At 32.3% G+C, this 26,315-nt stretch carries 28 protein-coding genes and 1 tRNA gene; 7 read left to right on the top strand and 22 right to left on the bottom strand.

Features of this window, described 5'->3' with window-relative positions; all coding sequences use genetic code 11:
• Positions 1-42 precede the first annotated feature (42 nt).
• The 4 genes from G314FT_RS06030 (at position 43) to rpsT (ending at position 3,798) form a co-directional block, all read left to right on the top strand.
• Entirely contained in the window at positions 43-1,956 is a 1,914-nt protein-coding gene (locus G314FT_RS06030) for a heavy metal translocating P-type ATPase (RefSeq protein ID WP_257699481.1), read from the top strand.
• 90 nt (positions 1,957-2,046) lie between these two features.
• The gene (locus G314FT_RS06025; protein ID WP_257699480.1) at positions 2,047-2,589 is read left to right on the top strand and encodes a DUF1836 domain-containing protein; all 543 of its coding nucleotides are present in this window, start codon (positions 2,047-2,049) and stop codon (positions 2,587-2,589) included.
• On the top strand, positions 2,582-3,436 hold the full coding sequence (locus G314FT_RS06020) for a DegV family protein (protein ID WP_257699479.1): 855 nt from the start codon (positions 2,582-2,584) through the stop codon (positions 3,434-3,436). Before G314FT_RS06025 ends, G314FT_RS06020 begins: the two co-directional genes overlap by 8 nt.
• 107 nt (positions 3,437-3,543) lie before the next feature.
• Positions 3,544-3,798, top strand: a complete 255-nt coding sequence (gene rpsT / locus G314FT_RS06015) for a 30S ribosomal protein S20 (protein ID WP_117973051.1) — start codon at positions 3,544-3,546, stop codon at positions 3,796-3,798.
• A gap of 51 nt (positions 3,799-3,849) precedes the next feature.
• Here rpsT and holA read toward each other — a convergent pair whose 3' ends face one another.
• The 14 genes from holA to G314FT_RS05945 all read right to left on the bottom strand — a co-directional run bounded on the left by holA (position 3,850) and on the right by G314FT_RS05945 (position 18,253).
• Positions 3,850-4,869: a DNA polymerase III subunit delta gene (holA, locus tag G314FT_RS06010; protein ID WP_257699475.1), complete on the bottom strand. Its 1,020-nt coding sequence runs from the start codon at positions 4,867-4,869 to the stop codon at positions 3,850-3,852.
• A 49-nt stretch (positions 4,870-4,918) separates the two neighbouring features.
• The gene (locus G314FT_RS06005; RefSeq protein ID WP_257699473.1) at positions 4,919-7,165 is read right to left on the bottom strand and encodes a DNA internalization-related competence protein ComEC/Rec2; all 2,247 of its coding nucleotides are present in this window, start codon (positions 7,163-7,165) and stop codon (positions 4,919-4,921) included.
• 49 nt (positions 7,166-7,214) lie between these two features.
• Positions 7,215-7,691 (bottom strand): ComE operon protein 2, encoded by a 477-nt coding sequence (locus G314FT_RS06000; RefSeq protein ID WP_257699471.1) that lies wholly within the window; start codon positions 7,689-7,691, stop codon positions 7,215-7,217.
• 106 nt (positions 7,692-7,797) lie between these two features.
• Positions 7,798-8,427, bottom strand: a complete 630-nt coding sequence (locus G314FT_RS05995; RefSeq protein ID WP_257699469.1) for a helix-hairpin-helix domain-containing protein — start codon at positions 8,425-8,427, stop codon at positions 7,798-7,800.
• Positions 8,428-8,475: 48 nt separating this feature from the next.
• Positions 8,476-9,501, bottom strand: coding sequence for a SepM family pheromone-processing serine protease (locus tag G314FT_RS05990; RefSeq protein WP_257699468.1), 1,026 nt, complete (start codon positions 9,499-9,501; stop codon positions 8,476-8,478).
• 16 nt (positions 9,502-9,517) lie between these two features.
• Positions 9,518-10,006: a pantetheine-phosphate adenylyltransferase gene (gene coaD, locus G314FT_RS05985; RefSeq protein WP_257699466.1), complete on the bottom strand. Its 489-nt coding sequence runs from the start codon at positions 10,004-10,006 to the stop codon at positions 9,518-9,520.
• The gene (gene rsmD, locus G314FT_RS05980; protein WP_257699465.1) at positions 9,999-10,565 is read right to left on the bottom strand and encodes a 16S rRNA (guanine(966)-N(2))-methyltransferase RsmD; all 567 of its coding nucleotides are present in this window, start codon (positions 10,563-10,565) and stop codon (positions 9,999-10,001) included. The genes coaD and rsmD overlap by 8 nt, the downstream gene beginning before the upstream one ends.
• A 66-nt stretch (positions 10,566-10,631) precedes the next feature.
• Positions 10,632-10,964, bottom strand: coding sequence for a YlbG family protein (locus tag G314FT_RS05975; protein ID WP_257699463.1), 333 nt, complete (start codon positions 10,962-10,964; stop codon positions 10,632-10,634).
• Complete coding sequence (locus tag G314FT_RS05970; RefSeq protein ID WP_257699460.1) at positions 10,951-11,382, bottom strand: YlbF/YmcA family competence regulator; 432 nt, start codon at positions 11,380-11,382, stop codon at positions 10,951-10,953. Before G314FT_RS05970 ends, G314FT_RS05975 begins: the two co-directional genes overlap by 14 nt.
• Complete coding sequence (locus G314FT_RS05965; protein WP_257699459.1) at positions 11,379-12,524, bottom strand: CAP-associated domain-containing protein; 1,146 nt, start codon at positions 12,522-12,524, stop codon at positions 11,379-11,381. The genes G314FT_RS05970 and G314FT_RS05965 overlap by 4 nt, the downstream gene beginning before the upstream one ends.
• A 25-nt stretch (positions 12,525-12,549) precedes the next feature.
• Positions 12,550-15,978, bottom strand: a complete 3,429-nt coding sequence (locus G314FT_RS05960) for a pyruvate carboxylase (RefSeq protein ID WP_257699458.1) — start codon at positions 15,976-15,978, stop codon at positions 12,550-12,552.
• 24 nt (positions 15,979-16,002) lie between these two features.
• The gene (locus G314FT_RS05955) at positions 16,003-17,202 is read right to left on the bottom strand and encodes an FtsW/RodA/SpoVE family cell cycle protein (protein WP_257699457.1); all 1,200 of its coding nucleotides are present in this window, start codon (positions 17,200-17,202) and stop codon (positions 16,003-16,005) included.
• 23 nt (positions 17,203-17,225) lie between these two features.
• Positions 17,226-17,513: a DUF1507 family protein gene (locus G314FT_RS05950; protein WP_125956165.1), complete on the bottom strand. Its 288-nt coding sequence runs from the start codon at positions 17,511-17,513 to the stop codon at positions 17,226-17,228.
• 128 nt (positions 17,514-17,641) lie between these two features.
• Complete coding sequence (locus G314FT_RS05945) at positions 17,642-18,253, bottom strand: superoxide dismutase (RefSeq protein ID WP_257699453.1); 612 nt, start codon at positions 18,251-18,253, stop codon at positions 17,642-17,644.
• A 172-nt stretch (positions 18,254-18,425) separates the two neighbouring features.
• Here G314FT_RS05945 and G314FT_RS05940 point away from each other — a divergent pair, with 172 nt between their 5' ends.
• Positions 18,426-19,223 carry a DUF1189 domain-containing protein gene (locus tag G314FT_RS05940; protein WP_257699451.1) on the top strand — a complete coding sequence of 266 codons (798 nt, stop codon included), beginning with the start codon at positions 18,426-18,428 and terminating at the stop codon, positions 19,221-19,223.
• A 224-nt stretch (positions 19,224-19,447) separates the two neighbouring features.
• Here the strand turns inward: G314FT_RS05940 and G314FT_RS05935 are convergent, their stop codons facing one another.
• From G314FT_RS05935 to mltG, 7 genes are all read right to left on the bottom strand, one after another.
• Entirely contained in the window at positions 19,448-19,735 is a 288-nt protein-coding gene (locus G314FT_RS05935; RefSeq protein ID WP_257699449.1) for a HesB/YadR/YfhF family protein, read from the bottom strand.
• A 78-nt stretch (positions 19,736-19,813) separates the two neighbouring features.
• Entirely contained in the window at positions 19,814-20,476 is a 663-nt protein-coding gene (locus G314FT_RS05930) for a potassium channel family protein (protein WP_257699446.1), read from the bottom strand.
• Between the two features lie 25 nt (positions 20,477-20,501).
• Positions 20,502-21,134, bottom strand: a complete 633-nt coding sequence (locus G314FT_RS05925) for a response regulator transcription factor (protein WP_257699443.1) — start codon at positions 21,132-21,134, stop codon at positions 20,502-20,504.
• A complete protein-coding gene (locus tag G314FT_RS05920) occupies positions 21,127-22,203 on the bottom strand; it encodes a sensor histidine kinase (protein ID WP_257699441.1) in 1,077 nt (358 codons plus the stop codon). Before G314FT_RS05920 ends, G314FT_RS05925 begins: the two co-directional genes overlap by 8 nt.
• Complete coding sequence (gene liaF / locus G314FT_RS05915; RefSeq protein WP_257699439.1) at positions 22,200-22,931, bottom strand: cell wall-active antibiotics response protein LiaF; 732 nt, start codon at positions 22,929-22,931, stop codon at positions 22,200-22,202. Before liaF ends, G314FT_RS05920 begins: the two co-directional genes overlap by 4 nt.
• Before the next feature lie 137 nt (positions 22,932-23,068).
• On the bottom strand, positions 23,069-23,542 hold the full coding sequence (greA, locus tag G314FT_RS05910; protein ID WP_279348168.1) for a transcription elongation factor GreA: 474 nt from the start codon (positions 23,540-23,542) through the stop codon (positions 23,069-23,071).
• A 171-nt stretch (positions 23,543-23,713) separates the two neighbouring features.
• The gene (gene mltG / locus G314FT_RS05905) at positions 23,714-24,919 is read right to left on the bottom strand and encodes an endolytic transglycosylase MltG (protein ID WP_423837528.1); all 1,206 of its coding nucleotides are present in this window, start codon (positions 24,917-24,919) and stop codon (positions 23,714-23,716) included.
• A gap of 251 nt (positions 24,920-25,170) precedes the next feature.
• Between mltG and G314FT_RS05900 the strand changes: the two genes are divergently transcribed.
• Entirely contained in the window at positions 25,171-25,503 is a 333-nt protein-coding gene (locus tag G314FT_RS05900; protein ID WP_257699433.1) for a zinc ribbon domain-containing protein YjdM, read from the top strand.
• Between the two features lie 44 nt (positions 25,504-25,547).
• On the opposite strand, the gene G314FT_RS05895 is transcribed toward G314FT_RS05900, so the two are convergent.
• Positions 25,548-25,620 (bottom strand) — tRNA-Thr (locus G314FT_RS05895).
• Between the two features lie 157 nt (positions 25,621-25,777).
• Between G314FT_RS05895 and G314FT_RS05890 the strand changes: the two genes are divergently transcribed.
• Positions 25,778-26,308 carry a P-loop NTPase family protein gene (locus G314FT_RS05890; protein WP_257699432.1) on the top strand — a complete coding sequence of 177 codons (531 nt, stop codon included), beginning with the start codon at positions 25,778-25,780 and terminating at the stop codon, positions 26,306-26,308.
• Positions 26,309-26,315: the final 7 nt, after the last annotated feature.

Below are 26,315 nucleotides of genomic sequence, written 5' to 3'. Positions count from 1 at the left end.
ACTTTTTTTGTGTTACACTTGCTTCATAAGGAGGTAATACAAATGACTTATCTTAAAGAAAACAAACAAATGCTTGCTACAATCGTCTGTGGTGTCCTTATGTTACTAGGTTTTATTGTAGAAAAAAATAACATGACTTTTGCTCCTATTATTTATATTATCGGAATGATTATTGGAGGATTCTCACAGACAAAAGAAGGAATTGAAGACACAATTGAGAATAAACATTTAAGTGTCGATTTATTAATGGCTCTAGCTGCTATCGGTGCCTGTACGATTCAATTTTATTTTGAAGGAATTATGTTAACTTTTATTTTTTCATTAAGTGGTTCACTAGAAGAATACACTACAAGTAAAAGCAAAAAAGAAATTGAAAACTTAATGGCTATCCAACCAGAAAATGCTTTTTTATTATTATCTGATAACACAACAAAAGAAGTGCCAGTTGCAGAACTAAAAATTGGTGACACATTACTTGTTCCAAAAGGGGCGAGTGTCCCAATTGATGGTGAATTACTAAGTGATTACTCTTCTATTGACGAAGCTGCCATTACAGGCGAATCGATTCCTGTCGAAAAATTAAGCCATGATTCTTTATTCGCTGGAACAATTAATGTAGGAAATGCTATCTCGATGATAGTAACCAAAGAAGCTAAAGATACCTTGTTTAGTAAAATCATTCAATTAGTTGATGAAGCACAAAATACGCCTTCAAAAACAGCAAGTTTCTTAGATCGATTTGAAAATGTCTACGTTAAAGCTGTATTGGTTATTGTCCCACTAATGATTTTCCTTCCTTATTTCGTTTTAGGTTGGACTTGGAGTGAGAGTTTCTATCGTGGGATGGTTCTATTAGTTGTCGCCTCTCCTTGCGCTCTTGTTGCCTCAGCTACACCTGCTACTCTAGCTGCTATTTCAAATGGGGCTAAGAACGGTGTCTTGTTTAAAGGTGGCGTCTTCTTAGAATCATTATCTGATTTAAAAGCTATTACCTTTGATAAAACAGGAACTCTTACAAAAGGAATTCCTATTGTAACAGATGAAATATTTATTGAAACCCAATGTGATAAAGCCATTTCAGCTTTAGTGACCATTGAAAAAAATTCTACTCATCCTTTAGCCAATGCCATTGTGAGATTCTATCAAGATTCAAAGGTATCGATTAACGACACACTTATTGTAGAAGAAATTGCAGGATCAGGTATGCAAGCAACTGAAGAAGATACTTTATGGAAAGTTGGAAACAGTGATTTTGTGACAAATAAACACCTTGATAATAAAACGATGGAAAAAACATTGCAATTACAGCAAGAAGGAAAGACAGTCATTTATCTATCTAAAAATAATCAAGTAGTAGCGTTCTTCGGATTACTTGATGTACCAAAACCTGAAGCGATTGAATGTGTTAAATATTTTAAAGAAGCTGGTATTACAACTACTATGTTAACAGGCGATCATCATCAAACAGCCAATGCTGTTGCTAAAATAGTTGGTGTGGATCATGTAATAGCTGACTGCCTACCCGAAGATAAAACAATTTTTATTAAAGAACAAAAAGAAAAAGTTGGAACTAACGCTATGATTGGTGATGGGATAAATGATGCTCCAGCATTAGCAAATGCTACAATTGGTGTAGCTATGGGGCAAGGAACTGACATTGCTATTGATGTTGCTGATATTGTATTAATGCAAAATGATTTAAATAAATTAGCAATGAGTCATAAAATGTCTATAAAACTGAAAAAAATTGTAACAGAAAATATCATCTTTTCTATTTCTGTCATTGTTTTGCTGATTATTTCAAACTTTTTACAAGTTATAAATCTTCCTTTAGGTGTTATTGGGCATGAAGGTAGTACCATTTTAGTAATATTAAATGGTTTGAGAATGTTAAAACCAATCAAAAAAGAAAAAAAACCTTTCTATACTCAATCAAAAACAAAGACAGCTAACTAAAATCTTGGACAAATTGTCCAAGATTTTTTTATTGTCATTCATCAAACTTTATGATATAGTTTTAAAAACTAGATAAAGGAGTTTTTGATATTGAATAATTCCATTACGGATAATTTAACAGATTTTTCTCTACCTGTATGGGATGAATTACCAGATATTGATGTTTATATGGACCAATTAGTTACTATTATTGATCGATATTTACAACCTTTATCTGAAAATGGCATACCTTTTAAGCCATTAACCCCCTCAATGGTAAATAATTACGTTAAATTAAAGTTAATTCCTAAACCAATCAAAAAAAGATATAGTCGAAAACATATTGCAAGGATTATTGTAATTACTATTTTAAAACAAGTATTTGATATTCCTTCTATTCAACAAAGCATTGATTTACAAACTGAAAATACTAATTCAAAAGATGCTTACAATTTATTTTGTCAGTACCTTCATGAATCACTTCATGCTTTTTCAACACAGGGAGAAACGATTATATTTAATAATCCCGAAACAGATATCGCCCCTATTCGTTGGGCATGTATTACAATTGTGAGTAAATTATTTACAGAATCTGCTCTCACATCTACGCTAAATATGATAAACAATAAGGAGATGGCATCACAACATGACTGAAAAAATCGCATTATTTGTTGATTCTGGAATGGACTTACCACCAGAAATCGCAACACTAGATGGTGTATTTATTGTTCCTTTAAGTATTAATTATTCAAATGGAAGCTTCTTGGATAAAATCGATATCACAGCCGCTGAAATTTATGACCGACTTGATCAAGAAATCCCAACAACATCCCTTCCCTCACTTGAAATCATTGAAAATACTATTCAACAAATAAAAAATGATGGGTATACGCATATTTTAGCGATGACAATTTCTAGTGGTTTGAGTGGAACGTTTAATGCATTAAGATTATTACTAAATGATCATAAAGATATAACATCTCATATTATCGATACCAAAAGCATTGGTGTTGGTGGTGGAATACAAGCCGCTTATTTAAAAGAATTAATTGATAAACACTATACATTTGATTCTCTTGTTGAAATTGGAGAATTATTACCTAAAAAGGGACGTATCTTTTTTAGTATTCCAACCCTTGAATATTTAAAAAAGGGTGGAAGAATTGGTTTAGTTACTTCCATTCTTGGAACAGCATTAAATTTAAACCCAGTGATTTCATGTAATAGTGAAGGAATATATTATACCGTAGCAAAAGCTCGTGGACGGAAAAAAAGTCTACAAAAAATGATTGATCAATTAGTCGCTTTTGGTGAAAATAGCACCGATTATCAAATAGCCATTGCTTATGGAACATGTAAAGAGGAAGCTGAACTTGTCAAAAAAACAATTGAAGAAAAATTACCACATGCAACCGTCATTTATTTTAATGACGTTAGTCCTGTATTAGGTGTTCATACTGGACCAGATGTCATCGGTGTCACCATTTTAGATTTAAATTAAGAAACATTGCAATTAATTTATTGCAAACTGATTATGGTTTCTGTATAATGAGAATGTTGATTACATATGATTTATCAATGTAAACTCTATGTCGGAGGTGAAAACAAATGCCAAATATCGAATCTGCTATCAAACGTGCTCGCACTAGCAAAATTGCAAACGAGTCTAACTCTGCAAAATTAAGCAAAATGCGTACTGCTATGAAGAAATTTGAAAAAGCTGTAGAAGAAAATGCTGATAATCAACAAGAATTATTAGTTGCTGCTACACGTGAAATTGATATGGTTAGTGCAAAAGGATTAATCCATCAAAATAAAGCAAATCGTGAAAAATCACGTTTAGCTAAAAAAATCGCAAAATAAAAAAACTTGATTGACTGAATCTTTTGATTTCTAGTCATCAAGTTTTTTCTTTTATTTAAATTGTTTCATCAAAAATAATTCAAACAATAAATTAGCATCCATGTATCCAGACTTCATCTTATAATCATTTTCCACTAGATAATCAAAAATTACTCCCAATGTCTTCAACTCGAATCGCTTTGCTTCCTGTAAGGATAATTTAATACGATACGGGTGAATCTTTAGGACATCAATCATATTACTTTGTTGGTAATGTCTTTCTGCCATTATTTTCACTTGTAACAACAAACGAAACTGACTAATTAGAATAGCATTAATTTTAATAGGCTCTTCCCCTTGTAACAACAACTCATTATATAAAGCCAATGATTGCTCTTTTTGATTGGCTAAAATGTATTTCAGTAAGTCAAAAATACTATGTTCTAATGACCTTGGGATGAGGTCTTTAACTATCTCTTTGGTTATTTTTTTTGATTCAGTTGCTACCAAAAACAATTTATCTAATTCATTCATCATTTGGCTAAGATTAGCATTCGTCAAATAAATAAATTCTTCAAACGCCTCTTTACTTATCTCGTAACCTTCATTTTTTATCGTATCGGAAACATATTGTTGTGCCAAACGATTAGTCATATCCGAAACATCAATCAGTGTTGCTTCTTTTTTTAATTTTTTTACTATTTTCTTACGTTCGTCCAGCTTATCATAAGGCGCTAAAAACACTAATATCGTTGATTGGGAGGGATCATCTAGATAGTCTAATAATGTATTTAAATTATGATCGACATCTATCTTTTTCTTTTCACCTGTCAAAAAGTATGGCTCTTGAATGAAGATAATCTTTCTTTCTCCAAAAAAAGGAATCGTTTGCGCTTCTATCATAACGTTATCTAACAAGTCTTGCTTCATATCAAAAGTCATCAAGTTAAAAGATTGCTCTTCTTCTTCCATGCCAGATGCGATTAATTGTTGTTTAAATTGATTAGTAAGATACCGCTCTTTTCCCAATAGGATATAAACAGAATCAAATTTTTTTTCTTTAATTTTTGCGATTTCTTTTTGAAAACTCACTTATTATGACACATCCTTCTTGTCTTCTCTTCACTATTCTAACAGATTTTTATTTTATTGACGTCATTTTCAACATCTCTTTTTTAAAAGGTAACCATTTTTGATAAATCATCCCATCTTCATCTGTCCTAAAAATAGCAATATCGTGATTTGTTAGGGTCTCTAATGTTTCTGGTGAAGGATGTTTAAATCGATTATTTTCTCCGACAAGTATTATAGCTTGGCTGGGATCTACTTTTTCTATGAAGTCATGATAACTAGATGTTTTACTACCATGATGCCCAACTTTGATACAGTCTGCCTTTAGATCATCTTGTTTGTATTGATCTATTAAACGCAATTCTCCTTCTTTTTCTAAGTCACCCATTAATAAAAATGCTTTTTGATGAATCGTAACCTTTAATACAAGTGAATCATTATTTTGACCATCGCCTACACCTAAAGGAGATAATACATCCAGTTGTAAATTAGATAGCGTTAATTGATTTTTCTGAGTTACTTGATGAACAGATGATACATTCATTTTCTCTAATTTTCGTTGGAAATTCTCTTGTTCATATGCCCCTGGTGTGGTAATAATCTGTTTAATCGTTACCTCTTCACTCAATCGGTCCATATCACCAAAATGATCTTCATGAGCATGTGTAATAAAAAGAGCATCTAGTTTTGATACCCCCTTACTTTTTAAAAATGGCAGTAAAGTGTAGTCAGCATTTCGCTTACTGTTTATTTTTTGCTTCCAAGCCTCCTGCTCAAAAGATAAACTTCCGCCTGTATCAATTAAATAATTTCCTTGATGAAATGGAAGCTGAATAAAAATCGCATCTCCTTGTCCTACATCAACAAAAGCAATCATACCAAAAGGATTAATGTATTTAATACTCAGTATCATAAATGGACTTAGCAAAATAAAGGATACCTGTTTTGCTGATATTTTTTTTACTTTCTCCCAGTAAATTAAACAACCAAATTGGCCAATGATGATAAGAATAAGTAATACTTTAGAAAATGTTCCAGTTGTGACTTGAAACATCGTCCACTTTTGACACCATATAGCAAATAAATGAATCATTCTCACAATACTTTCTATCGAAATGATAATAAAGTTGGGTAAGAATGCTAATGTTATGAAACTAATGACTAATAGTGGTAGTAATACTTGGAATAAAATAGGTGTGAATAATAAACTAAATAAACCAGATAAAATATTGAACTCAAAAAAGTAATAGCAAATTAATGGAAGAGAAAAAAACGTTAACAATAATTGAAAAAATATTGTCTGTTGATATTTTTTATAGGTGGATATAATTGGTTGGATAAATATAATTAAAAAACTTAAATAATAGCTAAGCTTTCCCCCAATAGTCAGTAAAACGGTTGGAAATAAAAACGTATGGATAAATAATGTCACACTCCAACAATCCAGTGAACTCAAATACCACTGATAATGAGTTGAACTCTTTTTTATAATATGTTGCAAACTTGCTCGAATCACTCCAACACTATAACCTGAGAGACCAACGAATAGCAATAAAAACAAACATTCTATGATTGACGTGACTTCTTTTGTAATACCTGCTCTTAGTAACACTGATCGTATCATCATCACTAAAAAAGTAACATGTAAACCAGACAAAGCAAATAAGTGCGACAAACTTAATTTATTCCATACCTCCCTATTTTCTCCGTCATTGATTCCTAATAGTAAACTAGTCATATAAAATGACGTATAAGGTAAAAAAGTTTGATTAATCGACTGATAAGAAGATGCTCGAAAACTTGATATCAACTCAATTGGATGAATAATAGATAGTGATTTTTCTTTAACTTCCACAATATCTTTTAGCTGATAAATTCCAACGACTTGTTGAGAAAATAAATAGTTGCTATAATCAAAACCATTTAAATTGCGTTTTGATTGTGCTGAAACTTTTTCTTGACTACTCGTTATAACCAATGGGTGATTAACTGATAATAAGGCCTCTTTTTCTTCTTTTGAAGTCAGTTTATATCGTAAAAAATAACGATGATGATTCTTTTTCACTTTAGCTTTAACAAAATCACCATCTACTTGTAATGTGTCAGGCAGTACTGTCCATGTTTCTTTATTTTCATTAATAAATACATCGTGTCTATAAGGGACTGTTAGAAAAAAATAACCATTTGATAAAATAAAGCAAATAATACTCAGCATGAATAGCCTAGAATTGTTTAAACGCCATACATGAACGGTACAAAATAATACTAAAAAAAGCCCTATCCACGATTGATTTAATAAATATAATAGCCATATCACAAATATCATCAAAGGATAAAAAAAATACCCCTTTATAGAGGTATTTTCATTAATCATTGTCTTCACCAAAAGCAAGTGTATCAAAATATTCTTGAGATAACGTGACTTTATCAATTGTCGCTCCAGCTTGTTTAATCAATTTCATTGCATAATCATCATTTCGATAATCTTTCAAATAGTGAATCGTTTTAATCCCCGCTTGTAAAATCATTTTAGTGCATTGTAAACAGGGAAAGTGTGTCACATAAATTTCCGCCCCATCTGTTTCGACACCAAATTTTGCACATTGCAAAATGGCATTCATCTCTGCATGGATGGTCCGTACACAATGTCCATCAACAAGGTAACATCCTTCATCTATACAATGAACATCTCCCGTTACAGATCCATTATATCCTCCAGCTATTATTCGTCTATCTCGGACAATTGTTGCTCCAACTGATAATCTTTTACATGTGCTACGTAAAGACAACAATAGACTTTGAGCCATAAAATATTGATCCCAAGGAATTCTTTCTCTTCTCATCTTTAAACCTCTTTTTCTTTAACTTAAGTTTATTGTAATTGATTTTTAATGTTTTAACTAGTTATTTTATTTATTCAACTATAACATCTTCTCCTTTTCTATTTTTCTACACTATAATTAATGATTTTAAACTTTCAAAAGTTTTTTCCCCAATACCATCAACATTTTTTAGATCTTCTATTTTTTTAAATAATCCTTTTTCTTCACGGTATTTAATAATACTTTCTGCTTTTTTCTCACCAATACCATTTAATGTTTTTAACTCATCTATGGTTGCTGTATTAAGATTAATTAAATCTGACTTACTTGAGTCTTGCTTGTCTTTTCCATTACTTTGTAGCATTGGTATGTCATCTAGTGCTTCGCCCTCTTTTGGGATGTAAATAACCATTTGATCACTTACCCGCTCGGATAGATTCACCTGCTTATCATCAGCATCAGATAAAAATCCACCTGCTAATTCCACAACATTCAATACTCTCATATTACCAGTTACTTGATAAATACCTGGATTTATAACCGCACCCTTAATATCTACATACATCTCATCAGTTGACATCACATTTTTTTCAATATTTTCTCTTAGTGTACTATTCGTTGTGATAGTGGTGGTCTCCTCAACTATTATCTTATTTGTAGAAAACATTCTTATCAGCACAAAAACACTCACTAAAATAATACTTACAACACCAAGTACAAGCCATTTTTTATCTTCTACTTTTTTAAAACGATTCATCTTACCTCTCCTTTCATTAATAGATACGAAAAAACACACGTCTTATTCCTAAGGCGTGTGTTTTTCTAAGTAATCTATTGCATCTTGAATCGTTTTAACAGGTACCACTTTTAGTGAAAGATGATTTTTATCTGCTGATTCCTTGGCTAATTCATAATTCGTTTTTCCTTCTGTTTCATTATTCGGGGCGAAAAATATCGTTGCTCCAGCTTTTTCAGCTGCCACTACCTTTTTCTCGATTCCGCCAATATCTCCTACTTTTCCTTTATCGTTAATCGTTCCTGTCCCTGCGATATTTCGTCCTTGTTTTAAATCTTTCTGACTTAACATGCTATAAAGTTCCAAACTAAACATTAATCCCGCTGAAGGACCACTTACACCTTCTGTATTAAATTGAATGTCTTTTTTAGTATCAATAGATGTTTGATCCACAACAGTCACGCCAATTCCCGGCCGCTCTAATTTAGGTAACTTAATAATTTTTCCATCAGCCACTTCTTTGTTTCCATTTCGCTCATAACCAATAGAAAGAGATTCAGCGATTGGCATCTTTTGTAAGGCTTGAATAAAATCATCCGATTGTAGCATTGTCTTTCCATTTAATTTTTGAATTAAATCACCCACTTCTAATTTTTTATAAAAACTAGAATAGTCAGCAACAGATAATACATAAATCCCTTTATATACCCGCTTATAAGGAATATTAGCTAATTCCAATGCAATCTGGATGGCTTCATTTTTTGAGTCTTCCATATTATATTCTTGAATACGTTCATACTCAGCTGAATTGGATTCACCTAATATATCTTGTTGGGGAATTAGCTCTGCATTACGATCAAATTTACTTAATAAAACCGTTAAAACATTGGCTTTTTGGACTTGAACTGTCGTCATCATGAACGAGCCTTCTTGCGTATCCTTTTTACCATCTACAGTAATAATTTGATTTAATTTATCAGCACTACCTGGCGATTCAATATAATAGGGTAATGGAAAAATTAAAACCAATAAAATCACTAAAACACCTAACACTTTTAGATAAAATGATTTCTTTTTAAAAAGCTCCTTGTTCATGACTATAACCTTCTTATTATTTAAATTTTAATTTGAGTGCATCATTGACCTTTTCTGGAACAAAATCGGTGATATTTCCTTGAAATTTAGCAATTTCTTTCACCATACTAGAACTGATATGATTATATTCTTCATCAGAAATCAAAAAAATGGTTTCAATATGAGAAGAAAGATGCTTATTTAAAACGGCTATACTTTTTTCATATTCATAATCTAATTGATTACGAATACCACGTACTAAATAATCTGCCCCTAACTCATCAGCAATTCGAATAGTTAAGTCATTATCGCATAATCTAACTGAAACATTTTCTAACTCTTTTACTTCTTCAGCAATAAAATTTTGCCTTTCAATTGGGGTGAATAATGTTTTTTTGGTCGTATTAGTAAAAACTCCTACAACTAACTCATCAAATAACCTACTGGCTTTTTTAATAGTATTTAAATGCCCTTTGGTTACTGGATCAAAACTTCCCGGAAAAAGAGCAATCCTTTTTTTAACCATCTTTTTCCTCCTTCAATTGATAAATTCTGACTTTTGTCACACCATATTGCTGTTCTCGTTGTAAGACTAATTGACCAATTATATCTGGTAATATAACATGTTTATCCATCTCACAAATGATTTTTGCCTGTTTTTTTAATAAATTTAAAGATTGTAACATGACCATATTTTTCTCTAAATCTTCTTTAGCATAAGGCGGATCTAAAAACACATAGTCACATAATATTTCTTGGCTAGCTAAAAACTCTAATGCTTTTTTTGCCTCTAATTTTTTTACAATAAATGCCTCTTTTTTTTTAGTCATTGTCACGTTCTCTTGAATCACTTTTACAGCAGGAAAAAACATATCAAAACAATAGGCTTTATCCATTCCTCTAGAAATACTTTCAATAGCAAGATTTCCACTACCACTATATAAATCCAAACAAATACCACCATCAAAATAAGGACCAATCATATTAAAAATAGATCCCTTTATTTTATCAGAAGTTGGTCTAGTATTATCCCCTTTTAAAGATTGTAATTTTCTTCCTTTAAATTCACCTGCAATAACTCGCATTTGTTTCTTCCTTTCTATCTATAAATCTAGATAAAAAAAGTATTTGCCTTATGCCAGACAAATACTTTAATCATCAAATTCTGCTAAGCGAATTTCTGTTTTTTGCTCTTCAAAATCTAATGGTTCATCATGACAGTCTTGATTTCCTAACCTATTAGTAAAATTCATGTTAATATCTGGTCTAAAAGACTTGTCTACACTTCTAACAAAAAATTGTTTATTCAATTTTTCAATTGTCTCTTCAAGAGAATCTTCATTAACATAGAGAACCGCATATTTCATCTTTTTTGATACATAATGAATATAACCAAATCGCTTCAAATTTCTCAATTGTTTTAAACTATATACCCAAACGATTAAACCACGTCTTGGCGTTAATTCCAATTCATTTGTTAACATGACATGTCCCTCCACATCCTTTTTTAGCAAATTCAAAAAAGGGATTTCCTGCATCAACTTTTATCGTATCAGATATGGTTTGAGCAATATCTAGACTAATATAGTCTAACACATTTTGAACAGTTGTTTCACTTATTTTAAACGTTGCAACTAATTCGTTCGTATCTAGTGCCCGTTTGGATTTTCTTAGTGCACGTCTTGTTTCCTTAAAGTCAGGGGCATACTTCCCATAAGGTTCTATTTTTTCAAACGCTTCTTTTTTAGTTAAAAAATCTGACACTAAATCAGATACCTCGCTACTTTTGTCAATCGCTTGATAGTCATGGAGATAATCTATCACAGTTTGACTATTTAATACATCTTTAGCTAATTGATTCACTTTATCTTCTAAATCAAATAATTCATCATTATAAATCATTTTTTATCACTACTTTCAGTGGTTAGTGAAGTATTTACTGCCTTTTGATTAAATAAGACCAATACTTGATTTTTATTAAAGGCAATTCCTATATACTCATCCTTCGCATCATTAATTTCTTGTTGATCAAATCGATTAACAAACCAATTTGACACAATAAATGGCACATCACCCATACTTTGGGCGAATAAACCATGTGTTCCTTTATCAATAGGCTTTCCTAGTTTTAATAGACGTTCTAACTCTTCATCAACTAAAATAAAACTATCACTGGGATTACTTGAATCCACTTTTTCTTGCCATTGGTCTAATCTTTCTTCTTTTTTTATAACTAGTTTGGGATCTGCATTAAACTCTTCTAGAGCTTTTTTACTTTCTAAAGCTAATTCAGCATCTAACTTATAAGGTTTACGATTGACCCTTTCACGCATAATATTTAAAATCGTAAACATTTGTTCTGTATTTGCTTGATTAAATTGATTCCACTGCTCATCTGTTAACTCAACTGGTTGAAGAGAGACTTCTTCGTTTAATTGATAGGGAATCATTTCCACCAAAGCGCTCTTACTAACATAGCGAACCCCTAATAGTTGTCCTGTATCATAATTAAAATGTAATAAAGCAAACGTCCCGTTATCAAAAGCTATGAGTGGTCGATAATTCATATCGTCTTCTGTGAGCTCTATTTCATATTTTTTATCACGATAGTCAAACTCGAAATTAGGATAAATTGTTGTGATTTCTGAAATATCACCTAACGTCATATCCATACTAAAAGGAGAAACGTCAACTTTTGTCCCTAAAACAAACACACTTGATACTTTACCATCTGTCAACTCAACTTGATAATAATCGATTTTATTATCTCCGTAAACCAACCATTTTCTATCAACACCCACAACCCATTCATTTTTAGGATTAGGCATCTTTTCTTTTAGTTGCTTTTCTGATAACCCGATAATTGTTGCTAATCCAGTAGCATTTAGTTCATTTTGTTGATTAGATTTTGTTTGAGGTTTTACCTCATTAACAACTAGTTCCTCTACTGACTTTGGAGACCTTTGTGACAAGACGACTGGTTTCATATAAAAAAATGTCAGCACTATTAAAAACACTAAAATAAATTCTCCTATACGTCGCATCTTGTCACCTCTCCTAAAAGTATTATTAAATCGTTAATTCAACTAATAAATCACCTGCTTGAATGGCTTCCTCATCTGACACCAGGACACGTTTTACAATCCCATTGCGTTTTGCGTAAATAGTTGTTTCCATCTTCATAGCTTCAGTAATCATAATAGGATCACCTTTTTGCAAAGAATCTCCTGGTGTTACTAACACCTTCAAGACAGAACCTGGCATTGTTGCGGCAACGTGTGCACCATTTGTTGGCTCAGCCTTTTCTTTTGCCATAACAGTTGATTTGATATTACTATCTTTAATCACAATTTCACGACGTTGACCATTTAAATTAAAGAATAAGACGCGATTTCCTTCAAGGTTAGGCTCACCGATTTCATCTAATGTGATAATCAGTGTTTTTCCTTTTTCAATACGCACTTCAACTGTTTCTCCCACACGCATTCCTTGGAAGAAAGTTGGTGTATCAAGTAATTCCACATCGCCATAAGTATTATACATTGTCATATAATCTAGAAATACTTGTGGGTACATGATATAACTAATGACTTCTTTATCTGTTGGTTCACGGTCAATTTTAGTTGCTAATTCTGTTTTTACTTTATCAAAATCAACAGGTTCTGCTAAACTACCAGGACGCACTTCGATTGACGGACGACCATTTAAAATGGTTTCTTTTAACTTTTTAGGGAAACCACCAGTTGGTTGACCCAAATCACCTTGGAAGAAACTAATCACTGACTCTGGGAAGTTTAACTCACTACCTCTTTCTTCCACATCTTCTTCAGTTAAATTATTTTGAACCATAAATAGTGCCATATCTCCCACTACTTTTGAAGATGGGGTTACTTTAACAATATCGCCAAATAAATAGTTCACACGTTCATACATTTTTTTGATGTCTTCCCAACGATCGCCAAGCCCAACTGCTTTAGCTTGTTGTTGTAAATTAGAATATTGTCCACCTGGCATTTCATGTTGGTAAACTTCTGTTTGAGGCGCATTAATACCATTGCCAAATGGGGCATAGAAAGCTCGTACATCTTCCCAGTAGTGATTAATTTTTTGAACAGATTCAATATTAATATCTAAATCACGATCACCATTTTCTAACGCATAATATAAACTACTCATACTTGGTTGACTTGTTGAACCACTCATAGCACTCATCGCCACATCAACAATATCAACGCCTGCTTTAGCGGCTGCAGAATAAGTAATGATTCCATTACCTGCTGTATCATGTGTATGTAAATGAATTGGCACATCAACGGTTGCTTTTAATTCAGAAATCAAATGATACGCCGCTTGCGGTTGTAATAAACCAGCCATGTCTTTAATCGCAATAATATGAGCTCCCATATTTTCTAAATCACGTGCCATTTGTTTATAATATGTCATATTGTATTTTGGACGACGAGGATCTAATACATCTCCAGTATAACAAATAGTCGCTTCAGCAATTTTATTGGCATCTCTTACATACTGAATACTTTGTTCCATCTGTGGCAACCAGTTTAAACTATCAAAGATACGGAACACATCAATGCCTTCTCTAGCTGCAACCGTAATAAATTCTTTAATCACATTGTCTGGATAATTTTGATAACCCACAGCATTTGATCCTCTAAATAACATTTGGAACAAAGTATTTGGCATTAACTTACGTAATTTCTTCAATCTCATCCAAGGGTCTTCATTTAAGAAGCGATACGCTACGTCAAACGTTGCCCCACCCCACATTTCAAGTGAAAATAATTCTGGGATAAGTTCACCTGTTTCTTTTGCAATCCGTTTTAAATCATTTGTTCTGACACGTGTTGCAAGTAAACTCTGATGAGCATCTCTAAAAGTGGTGTCTGTCACTAAAACAGATGACTGATTTTTTACCCAATCAACGACAGCATCAGGTCCTTTGGCATCTAAAATCATTTTGGGCGTTTCAATTCGTTTATCTGTTGTTGTCATAATCTCAGGGATTCTTGGGGAAGAATGGTATTTCTTCTCATGTTTTCCAATTCCTGGGAACCCATTGACTGTGACTTCTCCAATATATTTCATTGTTTTATTTCCACGGTCACGCATTTTAGGGAAATTAAATAATTCGTCTGTTGTATCAATAAACGTTGTCGTTGCTTCTCCACTCGTAAAAACTTCGTGAGATAGTACATTATAAAGAAACGGAATATTGGTTTTAACACCACGAATTCTAAATTCTTTTAGTGCACGTAACATTTTTTGGACTGTTTGCTCAAATGTAATACCATGTGTACAGACTTTAACTAATAATGAATCAAAAAATGGCGTTACCATTGCACCTGCAAAAGCATTCCCTACGTCTAGACGAATACCATAGCCACCTGGAGAACGATACGTGTCAATTTTACCAATATCAGGTAAAAAATTATTCAATGGGTCTTCTGTTGTAATTCGACATTGAATCGCATATCCGTGAATATGAATATCTTTTTGCTCTGGTAAGCCAATTTCTTTATGTAAATCTTTTCCCATTGCAATTTGTAATTGACTGGTCACAATATCAACATCTGTAATTAACTCTGTAATCGTATGTTCTACTTGGACACGTGGGTTCACTTCGATGAAATAGAAACTATCTTTATCAACTAAAAACTCAACTGTTCCAGCATTAATATAACCAACGTGTGACATTAATTTTACTGCTGCTTGACAAATTTCTTCACGTTTTTCATCAGACATAGACACACAAGGTGCAACTTCAACTACTTTTTGATGACGTCGTTGAACAGAGCAGTCACGTTCAAATAAGTGAATAACATTACCATGTTCATCCCCTAAAATCTGTACTTCAATATGTTTTGGATTCACAATGTATTTTTCAACATAAATTTCATCACTACCAAATGCTGCTTTAGCTTCACTCTTAGCCCGTTCATATCCATCGCGTGCTTCTTCGTTATTATGGGCCACACGCATACCACGTCCGCCTCCACCTAAAGCGGCTTTAATCATAATTGGATACCCAAATTCTTCCCCAAATGCAACAACATCATCCACTCCACTGACAGGGCCATCTGTTCCTGGAATAGAAGAAATACCTGCTTCTTGAGCTGCTAATTTTGCTTTAATTTTATCTCCAAAAATATCTAAGTGATGTAAACTTGGTCCAATAAATTTGATACCTTCTTCTTCACAACGTCTTGCAAAGTGAATATTTTCAGATAAAAAGCCATATCCCGGATGGATAGCATCTGCTCCACATTTTTTTGCAATACGAATGATATCTTCTATATCTAAATAAGCATCAATTGGTTTTTTTCCTTTTCCTACTAAGTAGGCCTCATCTGCTTTAAAACGATGAATCGAACGATCATCTTCTGTTGCATATACTGCTACTGTTTGTAAGTTTAACTCCGTACACGCTCGAAACACTCTGATAGCTATTTCCCCGCGGTTAGCTACTAATACTTTCTTCATATTTATATCCCCCACATTTTTTTATTAATCATTTAACATTAATAGCAAACGAGTCTCTTCATACTCGTTGCTTTCATATTTTTTACGTTTTTCATCTGCACTAATATTTAATGCAAAGCCAACACCGATTGATAAAGTAACTAAACTCGATCCTCCTTGACTTAAGAAAGGAAACGTCACACCCGTTAATGGAATCAACCCAGTGACACCTCCTAAATTAACAAATACTTGTATTAGTATCATGCCAGCAACTCCTATACACATTAACGAATTAAAACTATCCGTTGAACGAATGCCAATGGCAAATATTCTTAAAATCAAAAAGAATAATAACACAAGTAAAATCAATGACAGAATTAACCCTAATTCTTCAACCACAATTGAAAACATAAAATCTGTCTGAGCATTCGTTAAAAAACCTTTTTTTTGAATACTCTTACCAAGACCTAAACCAAACCAACCACCATTATTCAGAGCAAAATATGAATTAATCATCTGATGTCCATCGCCTAATGGGTCTTCAAATGGATTAGTAAATGTTTTAAATCGTTTATATACGTACATCATACGTTTTGGAAATAATGCCCCTCCAAATAATGCTATAAATTGAATTAAAAAGGTGGATACAACTACCCCTCCACCAATCGCTACTAGACTATATAAATACGGTATCCCGCTAGCTAAAACCATAATTAATGTAATCAAAATTAAAATAGCTGCTCCTCCAGTATCTGGTTGAATTAATACTAGAAAAATTAATAAACCAATTAACATCATAGGTTTTAGTAAGGCATCTTTAAAATGAGATAAAATTGTACCTTGTCTACGCGACAAAATATAAGCTAAATACCATATGACAATAATTTTTAAAAATTCAACAGGTTGTAATGTGATAGCACCAATCTTCAACCAGCCATCAGCGCCTCCTCCTTTAACACCTAAACTAGTGAATTTCGTCAAAATAAGCAAAGCTCCTATTGTGATAATAGCAGTCATAATAAACTGTTTATTCTGAAATACTTGTGTTTTCATTTTATAAATAAAGAAAATAGCAATTAACCCCACAATAAAAAATCCACCTTGTTTAATTGCTTCTAAAGCTAAACCTTGTGAATTAACAGAGCTTGCACTATATACCATTAATATTCCAACAACTGATAATATCAAATAAGGAACTAAAATGAGATAGTCTAGAAAAAATTTTTTATTTATTTTTTTATGCACCGATTAAACAACCCCCAAATCCTTTAACTCTCTGACTCTTTTACTTCTTGATATACCGTGTTATAGACTCTATTTAACTCTTTTTCTAATTCGATAACCATATCAAGCCCTTCTTGTCTGTCAATTAAACCAATGGATTGAGCGAATTCTACCTGTTTTGAAAAACCAAACATTTGTGTATCAACGACTTCTTCAAAGGCTTTACACTGGGCAATACATTGATGATTTCTTTGATTCGTTAGCAAGTGTTTAATTTTATCAGCTTCATGTTTTAATGCACTTAATACCGATTCTTTAGATAGTTCTAACATACGGACTTGCCCTCCCTTTTATTTTCGTTCATTATACCATATTCTTTTCATTCATATGTTTAACTTTTACAGGATACATGCGAATTTTTACAAAAAAAAGGGAAAGCGTTTTGCTCCCCCTAAACTAATTATTTTTGAACTGCTTTATAACGGTTGTTTACTTCATCCCAGTTAATCACATTGAAAAATGCTTTCACATAGTCAGGTCTAACATTGCTATATTTTTTATAGTAAGCATGTTCCCAAACATCTATACCTAATAAAGGAGTCTTTCCTTCAGTTAATGGAGAATCTTGGTTTGGGGTTGACATAATTTCTAATTTCCCATTGTTATCAACTAACCAGGCCCAACCTGAACCAAAACGACCAGTGGCAGCTGCTAAAAATTGATCTTTAAAGTTATCATAGCTACCAAATGCACTTTCAATTGCACCTTTAATTGCCCCAGTAGGTTCTCCACCACCATTAGGTCCCATAATTTCCCAGAAGAATGCATGATTTGCGTGTCCGCCACCATTGTTTCTAACAGCCATACGGATATCTTCAGGGACATCGTTTAAATTAGTAATTAATTCTTCAATTGATTGCTCACCCAATTCTGGATGTTTTTCAATTGCCGCATTTAAATTAGTCACATATGTATTGTGATGTTTGTCATGATGTAATTTCATTGTTAATTCATCAATATGTGGTTCTAACGCATCATATGCATATGGTAAATCTGGTAAAGTATAAGTCATAATAATAAAGCCCCCTAAATTTTTTGATAATTATGAACAATTTCAATATACCATTGAAACAATAGAAAAAGCAAAAAATAAAACCGAAAACTCACAATTTTTGCTTTCTTGTATTCAGTAGATAAAAGCGTTACAATGAGTATTAATTAATTTATATTGCAAAGGAGTAATTATGCGAACATTTGACTTAATTAAGGCTAGTTTTAAACAACCTACTTTGTTATTAGAAGGTCGAAATAAAAAAGGATTTCACGTTTTTTTATATCTATTATTACTAGCTATTGTACTGTCACTTCCTGTTATTTATCAGGCAACCTTAATCACAAAGACTATTCAAGATGATGGAGAAAAAATCATTCAAAAACTACCTGATTTTTCTATTGAAGATAACACATTAGTGACAAAAGAAAAAACAGATGGCTTTATCTACCAAACAGATTCTATTATTTTTACATTTGATCCCACAGATAAGCGAACAAAAAAAGAAATTGAATCAGATGCAACCGGAAACGTACTCGTTGTTGGATTATTAAAAAAAGAAGTTATCATGATTTTACCTAGAGTCAGTACAACAACAGATATTATGGATAATAACGTTCTTAGTATTCCATATTCAATGTATCAAGCAAATGGATTGAACAAACAAATACTAGAGCAACTTTTTACTAGTAATAGTAGTCAATCAATGTGGTTTAGTGTTATTTCCCTAGTAACTTGGTTTATGGTGTTTTTTAATCTGTTTGTCGATATCGTCATTCTTACCTTTTTTGCCAATTTATTTACTAAATTTAGGCTGATTGGATTTAGATATAAGGATGTTTTCAAAATCATTGTATATGCTGCCACCTTACCGAGTGTTTTAACAGCTGTTCTTCAATTCATTTGGCCAAGTGTTTCATTTGGTTCCGTTGGAGTAGCCTTGACCCTTTTAATTTATTTCAATGCTCTACCAAAACGTATAAAAAAATAGAAAGACAGAGATAACTCTCTCTAACTATAAATTTAGCCATCAGAATTGATGGCTTTTTCTTTTACTGTGTAGATAAAATAACCTAATAGTTTATTTAATTAAAAAATCAGGTATATTTTTTTCATCTTTTAATTAATGAATGATTTATCACATTATTTTTATAATAAAAAAAAGAGAGAAGCAAACTCTCTCTTTTTAAACAATATTGTTCCTGAATACTCTATTTAGGCATAGGTAAAATTCGGTTCATTTAATAAGTCATCTCTATCAATAGTCAATGTATAATCGGTAAAAAACCAATCATCTGACTGTTCTACAAAATAAGTGATACCATCAATTACCGTCGTTATTAATGGATTTTCTGGCTCAACTAATTGAATACCGGTTGAAAACCCAACATGAACATTAGTACTACCGCCATATTTCCCAAAAAAGCGGACAAAATCTCCAGATTCTATTCCTAGTTCTTCTACAAACCATTTGTGTGCATCATCAGTTACTATAAGTTTCATTTTATCTTCCCCCAACTATTTGGATGTCGCACTTATTGTAACATAAACATTGAGAACCTTTTAACTTCATGCTTATCTTTATTTCATTTTTGCATCTAGATAATCGACATCATCATTATGCCCAACGACAAGTAAAACATCTCCTTCTAAAATAACTTGTTCAGCAGGAGGTGAAACAATCAAATCATTTTTTCCCCGACGAATTGCTACAATAGTGACATTGTAATGCTTTCTGAAATTAATTTCTTGAATTGTTTTATTAAAGAATTGTTTATAATTAACACGAATTTCAGCTAAAGAATAGTCATCGGATAACTCAATGAAATCAATCATATTATTCGACGTTAATTTATGCCCCAATCGGAAACCCATATCTCGTTCAGGATGAACAACTAAGTCTGCCCCAACTTTTTCTAATACTCGTCCATGATACTCATTTTGAGCTTTAGCAGTAATATGTGGTACACCCATTTCTTTTGCCATCAATGTCACTAAAATACTTGCTTGAATATCTTCCCCAATTGTCACAATCACATGGTCAAAATTTCTTAAACCTAATGAACGTAACGTTGCTTCATCTTGAGCATTAGCCAAAACGGTATGAGTGGCAATATTCATGTATTCGTTAACACGATCTTCGCAATTATCAATTGCTAATACTTCTTGGTTTGATTCTACTAATTCTCTACACACACTACCACCAAAACGCCCTAATCCGATAACTGCAAATGTTTTCCTCATGTATTTTGTCTCCTTAATGACTTAATTATTTTACAATTCCATGTTTAAACGCATAAATAGCTGCCTGTGTTCTATCATCTACATCTAGTTTTGATAAGATATTCGATACATGTGTTTTCACTGTCTTTAATGTGATAAATAACTCATCTGCTATTTCTTGGTTACTTTTCCCTTCAGAGATTAGTAGTAATATTTCTTTCTCCCTATTAGTTAAATCCTCATGTAAAACATGAACTTTTGGTTTAGATAATCGCTCCATCATTTTACTAGTTACTTCAGGTTCTAGTACTTTTTCACCATTATATGCTGATCTAATAGCATTGGCTATATCTTTAGCCGACGATGTTTTTAATAAATAACCAGCAGCACCTGCTTCAATAGCTGGATAAACCTTCTCATCATCAATGAAGCTCGTCACGATAATCACTTTTGCTTCTGGCCACTCTAATAAAATTTTTTTTGTGGCTTCAATCCCATCCATTACTTCCATCACTAAATCCATTAAAATCACATCTGGCCTTTTTTCTAATGCTTTTTCATAACCTACCAAACCATTCTCAGCTTCTCCTACCACCTCAATATCAGATTGGATGGATAAATAAGACGATACCCCTAAACGAACCATCTCATGATCATCTACTAACAGTACTTTAATCATCACGTTCCTCCTTTAGAATCGGGACTTTAATTTCAATACTTGTTCCTTGTCCTTTAAAACTCACTATCCGACACGTTCCTCCCATACCTTGAACGCGCTCACGAATATTTCGTAAACCATAGCTACCTACTTTTTCTTCTTTCACATCAAATCCAACTCCATCATCTACCAATCGCAATAAAACCGTTTGATCGATTTTTTTTAAGTAAACTTCTAGTAAATTAGCTTTAGCATGACGCAAGGTGTTGGACAAAAGCTCTTGTGTGATTCTAAATAAATTATCTTCTATTGAACTAGGTAAGGATACATTTTCTATTTGCCACTTTAGCTCTATATTAATCTTTGTTTGTAATTCTTTCAATAACATTTCAATTCCTTGTTGCAATGTTTTCTCTTCTAAATTAATAGGCCTTAAATGTAATAATAGCGCGCGCATTTCTGATTGAGATGTATTAATAATTGAAGCAACAACTTGTAGTTGAGATTCAACAATGTCTGGAATATCCATTTCTTCAACCACTTCATTTAAAGCTGACAACATCATCGTCGCTGCAAATAACTGCTGACTAACAGAATCATGAAGTTCTCTTGCAATTCGTTGTCTTTCAGATTTAATAATATCTTCTTTCGACTCACCATTCACCTGTTTAGGTATGGCACTCAACTCTTGTAGTTCTTTTGACATAGATAACATTTTTGAACGGATATTTTGAACATCTTGCTCCAATTCATCAATCAAACCATCTTCTTGATATTGTTTCTCCTTATTTGAAAAAATACTATGATCATAGTTGCCAACACTTAGAAAGTGTAATTGTTCTTCAATTTTACCATATGTATGTCGATTAACTAAATATAGAATTGAGAATACAATTCCACTAACTGCAATGGCTATCAACACAATATATACAATAATTGGCACTTTAAATAGACGAGTCGTGATCAATTCAAGCATCCATTTACGTTGATTATTCGCATAAAAATACGTGTAAAGCGTCACTATTAATACAATAAACGTTAATAAAAACGAATAAAAAAAGATAAGAGGGCGACTCTTTTTAGACATCATACACGAATCACCTCTAAATCTCCAAATAGTGTATTGGTAATTATTTTTAAACGTCGTGTAGATTCATCATAGTCTTCACTATATAACTTGAGGGATTCATTATTTAAATGATAGACTTCTTGATCAAAATGAACGGCCCCACGCATACTTGAATGTTCTAACATCACACCTATCCCAGTTGGAACTAAAATACGAGTACGACCAAAACCTTTTCTGATAATAACTACATTGTCTTCTTTAGGTAGCAATGTATTTCCCAAATCAATAATCGTATCCCCAATAACAACTGAAAAATTAATATCATCCCACTCATACGTATCACTTCCAAGACGCTGACTGCCAATCCAAGGGCGTTTAAATCGTTTGCCTGATCTAACATTACGACTAGTTGTTTGAATCATTTTAATCTGCTTCTTCTTCCAAGGAGCAAAATTAAATAATCTAACTTCTGATATTTCTCCCATTATAAGACCAAAATAAATAATAGCCAACACTAGAGCTAACCAAATAGCTGGACTACTAAGTAGAGACAACACGATAATAATAATAGAGGCTATCAGTTGAAATTGATTAAAGGAGGTTTTTCTTTTTTTCTTTACTGCATAAAACAAATTAATTAACGCAAACGTTAAGAAAATAATAGCTGGAACGTTTCCAAACATCTGATAAAGAGCCCATAATAATAATAATGACTCAATCACAATAAATACTCTCCATGAGCTACGCATAATAAATCGGCTCCTTTTATTTTTCTTTTCATTTATTATAACGTTTCTTAAATAGGTCACACAACTTCAAAAGATTGAATCTTTCATCAGACTTAAGTCTTAGATTCAAAAGAAAAAGTTATGCTAAAGCATAACTTTTAAGAGATTTTTTGTATTTTAACATCCATACTTCCACCTGGTGTTTCAATTTTAACAATATCATTTAACTTATGTCCTAATAACGCTTTAGCAATTGGAGAATCATTTGAAATTTTTCCTTCAAATGGATCTGCTTCTGCACTACCAACAATTGTATATTCTTCTTCTTCACCATCTGGTAATTCAACAAACGTTATAGTTCTACCTAAAGATACTGTATCTTTATCAGCACTGTCACTATCAATAATTTGTGCAAAGCGAATCATGTTTTCTAAAGTTGTAATACGGCCTTCTACAAAGGCTTGTTCATCTTTAGCTGATTCATATTCAGAGTTTTCAGATAAATCACCAAAACTTCTTGCAATTTTGATACGTTCAACAATCTCTTTACGTTTGACTGTTTTTAGCATTTCTAATTCTTCTTCTAATTTTAATTTACCTTCTAAAGTCACAGGATAGACTTTTTCCATAATACTCTCACTTCTCCTTAACTAATTTATATTAGCTTATTTTCTAATAAAGGAATAGCTTTCCTGATAAATTCGTATCAGAAAAGCTTACCCTATTTAATATACACAACACAATACCACGTTGTTTGAAAAATGTAAACTCTTTATTTTATGAAACGTTTAATATCATAAAAATTAATTATTTTTGTCATCAATATACTCTTTTTTATTCGCTAAATGTTCATCATATGTTTTAGCGTAGTACACTTTACCCGTTGATACATCAGCTAAGAAATATAGAGCATCCGTTGCTTCTGGATTTAGAACAGATTCAATGGCTTGTTGACTAGGGTTATTAAATGGCCCAGGTCCAGTCCCTTTATTAGTATACAAGTTATATGGTGAATCAACTTGTGTATCTTTTTCAGATAGATGAACTTTATGCTCATCCATCGCGTAAAGAATCGATATATCAGATTGAATCGGCATATCGATTGCCAATCGATTTAAAAAGACTTGAGCAATTTTACGTCGGTCATCAGGTGTTACACCTTCTTTTTCAACTAAAGAGGCAAGTGTTAATACTTCTTGTACTGTCATTTTTTTCTCTTTAATTTGATCATAATACGGAGCTAACACTTGATTTGTTTTATCAACCATTTGCGTTACCATATCTTTAATCGGGACATCTTTATAGTAGTAGTAGGTAGCAGGATATAAATAACCCTCCAAACGATACCTGACATCTTTAGCTTCTTTTGCACTAGTTAGTAGATCAGGGTATTTTTTAACTAATTCATTAAAGAAATCCTCATCTTTCATGACATTTAGGAAATCATCTTTAGGTAATTTCGTTTCTTTACTAAATAATTCAGCAATTTGATCAACAGAATATCCTTCAGGAACTGTGATTTTAGCATCTGCTAACGATACTGGCTCATCCGTTCCACCTTCTTCTAGACTATTGGTAATTGCTTCTAATGTCATACTTGGAGACATTTGATAATAACCTGCTTGGAAGTTTGCTTTATTATTCATCTTGACATAATACGAGAAAACTAAACCACTTTTAATGATTTTATTTTTTTCTAATATTTGACCAATTTGCTTGCTACTACTACCTTGAGGAATCTCCACTTGGACTAATTTTTGATTACTACTATCTAAAGGCTTTAGGCTAGATGTAAAATATTGATACGCATAAAATCCAGCAATAGATAATGTCAAAATAAGAACAGCTACAATAATTAGTACAATTTTTTTTACCATATTATTTTCTTTTTTACGTCCATTATAGCTTTGTTCTTGCCTTCTACTAGAACTTCTTTCTCTACTACGTTTATAGGTATCATTTGTTGTGTGATTGGTTGGTTCTTCTTTTTCTGCATCCTCTGACTGCATTGAGTCAAGAACATAATCCTTCAACTCTTTTCCCGTCTTATGTTCATCTTCACGATTAAAGTCATCATTTTTATCAGTCAAAAAAGGGGCCTCCTTTTATTTAAATTTGCTTCTATCATTATACATGATTATAATGAAAATCCAAATACCTTATTATATTTAAACATGAATCTTTAACTTTTTAAATGCAACTTTCTTTTTTATAACAAATAAGATACAATAAAATAAATTGTCGAAAGGAGGGTAAGACAGTGGAAACATTGCCAAATTGCCCAGAATGCCAATCAACTTACACATACGATGACGGACTAATGTACGTATGTCCTGAATGTGCACATGAATGGTCTAAAGAAGAAGAAAAAATAACAGAAATTGTAAAAAAAGATGCTTTCGGAAATCCGTTAGTAGATGGTGATTCAGTCACAGTTATCAAAGACTTAAAAGTAAAAGGCGCTAGTCAACCAATCAAACAAGGAACTAAAGTTAAAAATATTCGCTTAGTAGAAGGCGATCATGACATTGATTGTAAAGTTGATGGATTTGGACCAATGAAATTAAAATCTGAATTTGTTAAAAAACTATAAAAAATATCACTAGGAAGTCATCCTAGTGATATTTTTTCTTCGTAAGCCACCTGTCGGACTTGAACCGACGACCCCCACCTTACCATGGTGGTGCTCTACCGACTGAGCTAAGGCGGCAATTAAATTACACTCCATATCATACCGATGATACTAAAAATTGTCAACAAACAATTTAATAATATCACCACTTCTTTTTATTAGTGTATTTTATTGAAAAAGACCAACATTTATTGTACGATATGTACAGAAAGATTGACTGGAGAATCAAATTAGAATGAAAATACGAATTATTGGGTATGCAGGTAGTGGTAAAACATCTTTAGCTATTAAGCTTCAAGAAAAGTATCACATACAAGGAATCTCTTTAGATGACTATTTAAAGATAAAAGATAAAAACAAGCGTTATCATCAACTCAATACTCGTCTTTCTGAACTACCTAATTGGATTGTAGAAGGCGTTCAAGTTAGCCACTGGACAGAAAAAACTACAAAAGAAGCAGATTTAATTATCATTCTTGATTATCCTATATATCTTACACAGTATCGTGTTACTAAGAGAGCTTTTACTCAATGTTTTACTAAAAAGAAAACATTTACTCAACGAAAAAAAAACATTAAGCGTATGTTCAAACTTTATAAATGGAACCGTCGTTTCAAAAAACGTCTACCAGATATTAAAAAAAATTTAACTACTGACCGCGGTAAATTGTTAATTTTAGAGTCTCCCGAAGATGTAAAACGCGTTCACAGAGAAATGAGGCAATATTTATACTCTGAAAACAAGAAAAAAAACGATAAGAAATAATTTTCTT

The sequence above is a fragment of the Vagococcus luciliae genome, from assembly GCF_024637875.1.
Taxonomy (GTDB): domain Bacteria; phylum Bacillota; class Bacilli; order Lactobacillales; family Vagococcaceae; genus Vagococcus; species Vagococcus luciliae.
Note: the sequence above shows the minus strand (reverse complement) of the source record. Positions and strands in the feature narration are given on the sequence as shown.

Coding starts and splice junctions, on each gene's coding strand:
- G314FT_RS05935 (WP_257699449.1), bottom strand. CDS start 19,735: ATGAAACTTATAGTAACTGATGATGCACACAAATGGTTTGTAGAAGAA.
- G314FT_RS05890 (WP_257699432.1), top strand. CDS start 25,778: ATGAAAATACGAATTATTGGGTATGCAGGTAGTGGTAAAACATCTTTA.
- rsmD (WP_257699465.1), bottom strand. CDS start 10,565: ATGCGAGTTATTGCAGGTGAATTTAAAGGAAGAAAATTACAATCTTTA.
- G314FT_RS05930 (WP_257699446.1), bottom strand. CDS start 20,476: ATGAGGAAAACATTTGCAGTTATCGGATTAGGGCGTTTTGGTGGTAGT.
- G314FT_RS05970 (WP_257699460.1), bottom strand. CDS start 11,382: ATGATTTATAATGATGAATTATTTGATTTAGAAGATAAAGTGAATCAA.
- G314FT_RS06020 (WP_257699479.1), top strand. CDS start 2,582: ATGACTGAAAAAATCGCATTATTTGTTGATTCTGGAATGGACTTACCA.
- G314FT_RS05995 (WP_257699469.1), bottom strand. CDS start 8,427: ATGAATCGTTTTAAAAAAGTAGAAGATAAAAAATGGCTTGTACTTGGT.
- G314FT_RS05925 (WP_257699443.1), bottom strand. CDS start 21,134: ATGATTAAAGTACTGTTAGTAGATGATCATGAGATGGTTCGTTTAGGG.
- G314FT_RS05965 (WP_257699459.1), bottom strand. CDS start 12,524: ATGCGACGTATAGGAGAATTTATTTTAGTGTTTTTAATAGTGCTGACA.
- rpsT (WP_117973051.1), top strand. CDS start 3,544: ATGCCAAATATCGAATCTGCTATCAAACGTGCTCGCACTAGCAAAATT.
- mltG (WP_423837528.1), bottom strand. CDS start 24,919: ATGCAGTCAGAGGATGCAGAAAAAGAAGAACCAACCAATCACACAACA.
- G314FT_RS05960 (WP_257699458.1), bottom strand. CDS start 15,978: ATGAAGAAAGTATTAGTAGCTAACCGCGGGGAAATAGCTATCAGAGTG.
- coaD (WP_257699466.1), bottom strand. CDS start 10,006: ATGGTTAAAAAAAGGATTGCTCTTTTTCCGGGAAGTTTTGATCCAGTA.
- G314FT_RS05940 (WP_257699451.1), top strand. CDS start 18,426: ATGCGAACATTTGACTTAATTAAGGCTAGTTTTAAACAACCTACTTTG.
- G314FT_RS05950 (WP_125956165.1), bottom strand. CDS start 17,513: ATGTTAGAACTATCTAAAGAATCGGTATTAAGTGCATTAAAACATGAA.
- G314FT_RS05990 (WP_257699468.1), bottom strand. CDS start 9,501: ATGAACAAGGAGCTTTTTAAAAAGAAATCATTTTATCTAAAAGTGTTA.
- G314FT_RS06030 (WP_257699481.1), top strand. CDS start 43: ATGACTTATCTTAAAGAAAACAAACAAATGCTTGCTACAATCGTCTGT.
- G314FT_RS05945 (WP_257699453.1), bottom strand. CDS start 18,253: ATGACTTATACTTTACCAGATTTACCATATGCATATGATGCGTTAGAA.
- liaF (WP_257699439.1), bottom strand. CDS start 22,931: ATGCGTAGCTCATGGAGAGTATTTATTGTGATTGAGTCATTATTATTA.
- G314FT_RS05920 (WP_257699441.1), bottom strand. CDS start 22,203: ATGATGTCTAAAAAGAGTCGCCCTCTTATCTTTTTTTATTCGTTTTTA.
- G314FT_RS05975 (WP_257699463.1), bottom strand. CDS start 10,964: ATGTTAACAAATGAATTGGAATTAACGCCAAGACGTGGTTTAATCGTT.
- G314FT_RS06000 (WP_257699471.1), bottom strand. CDS start 7,691: ATGAGAAGAGAAAGAATTCCTTGGGATCAATATTTTATGGCTCAAAGT.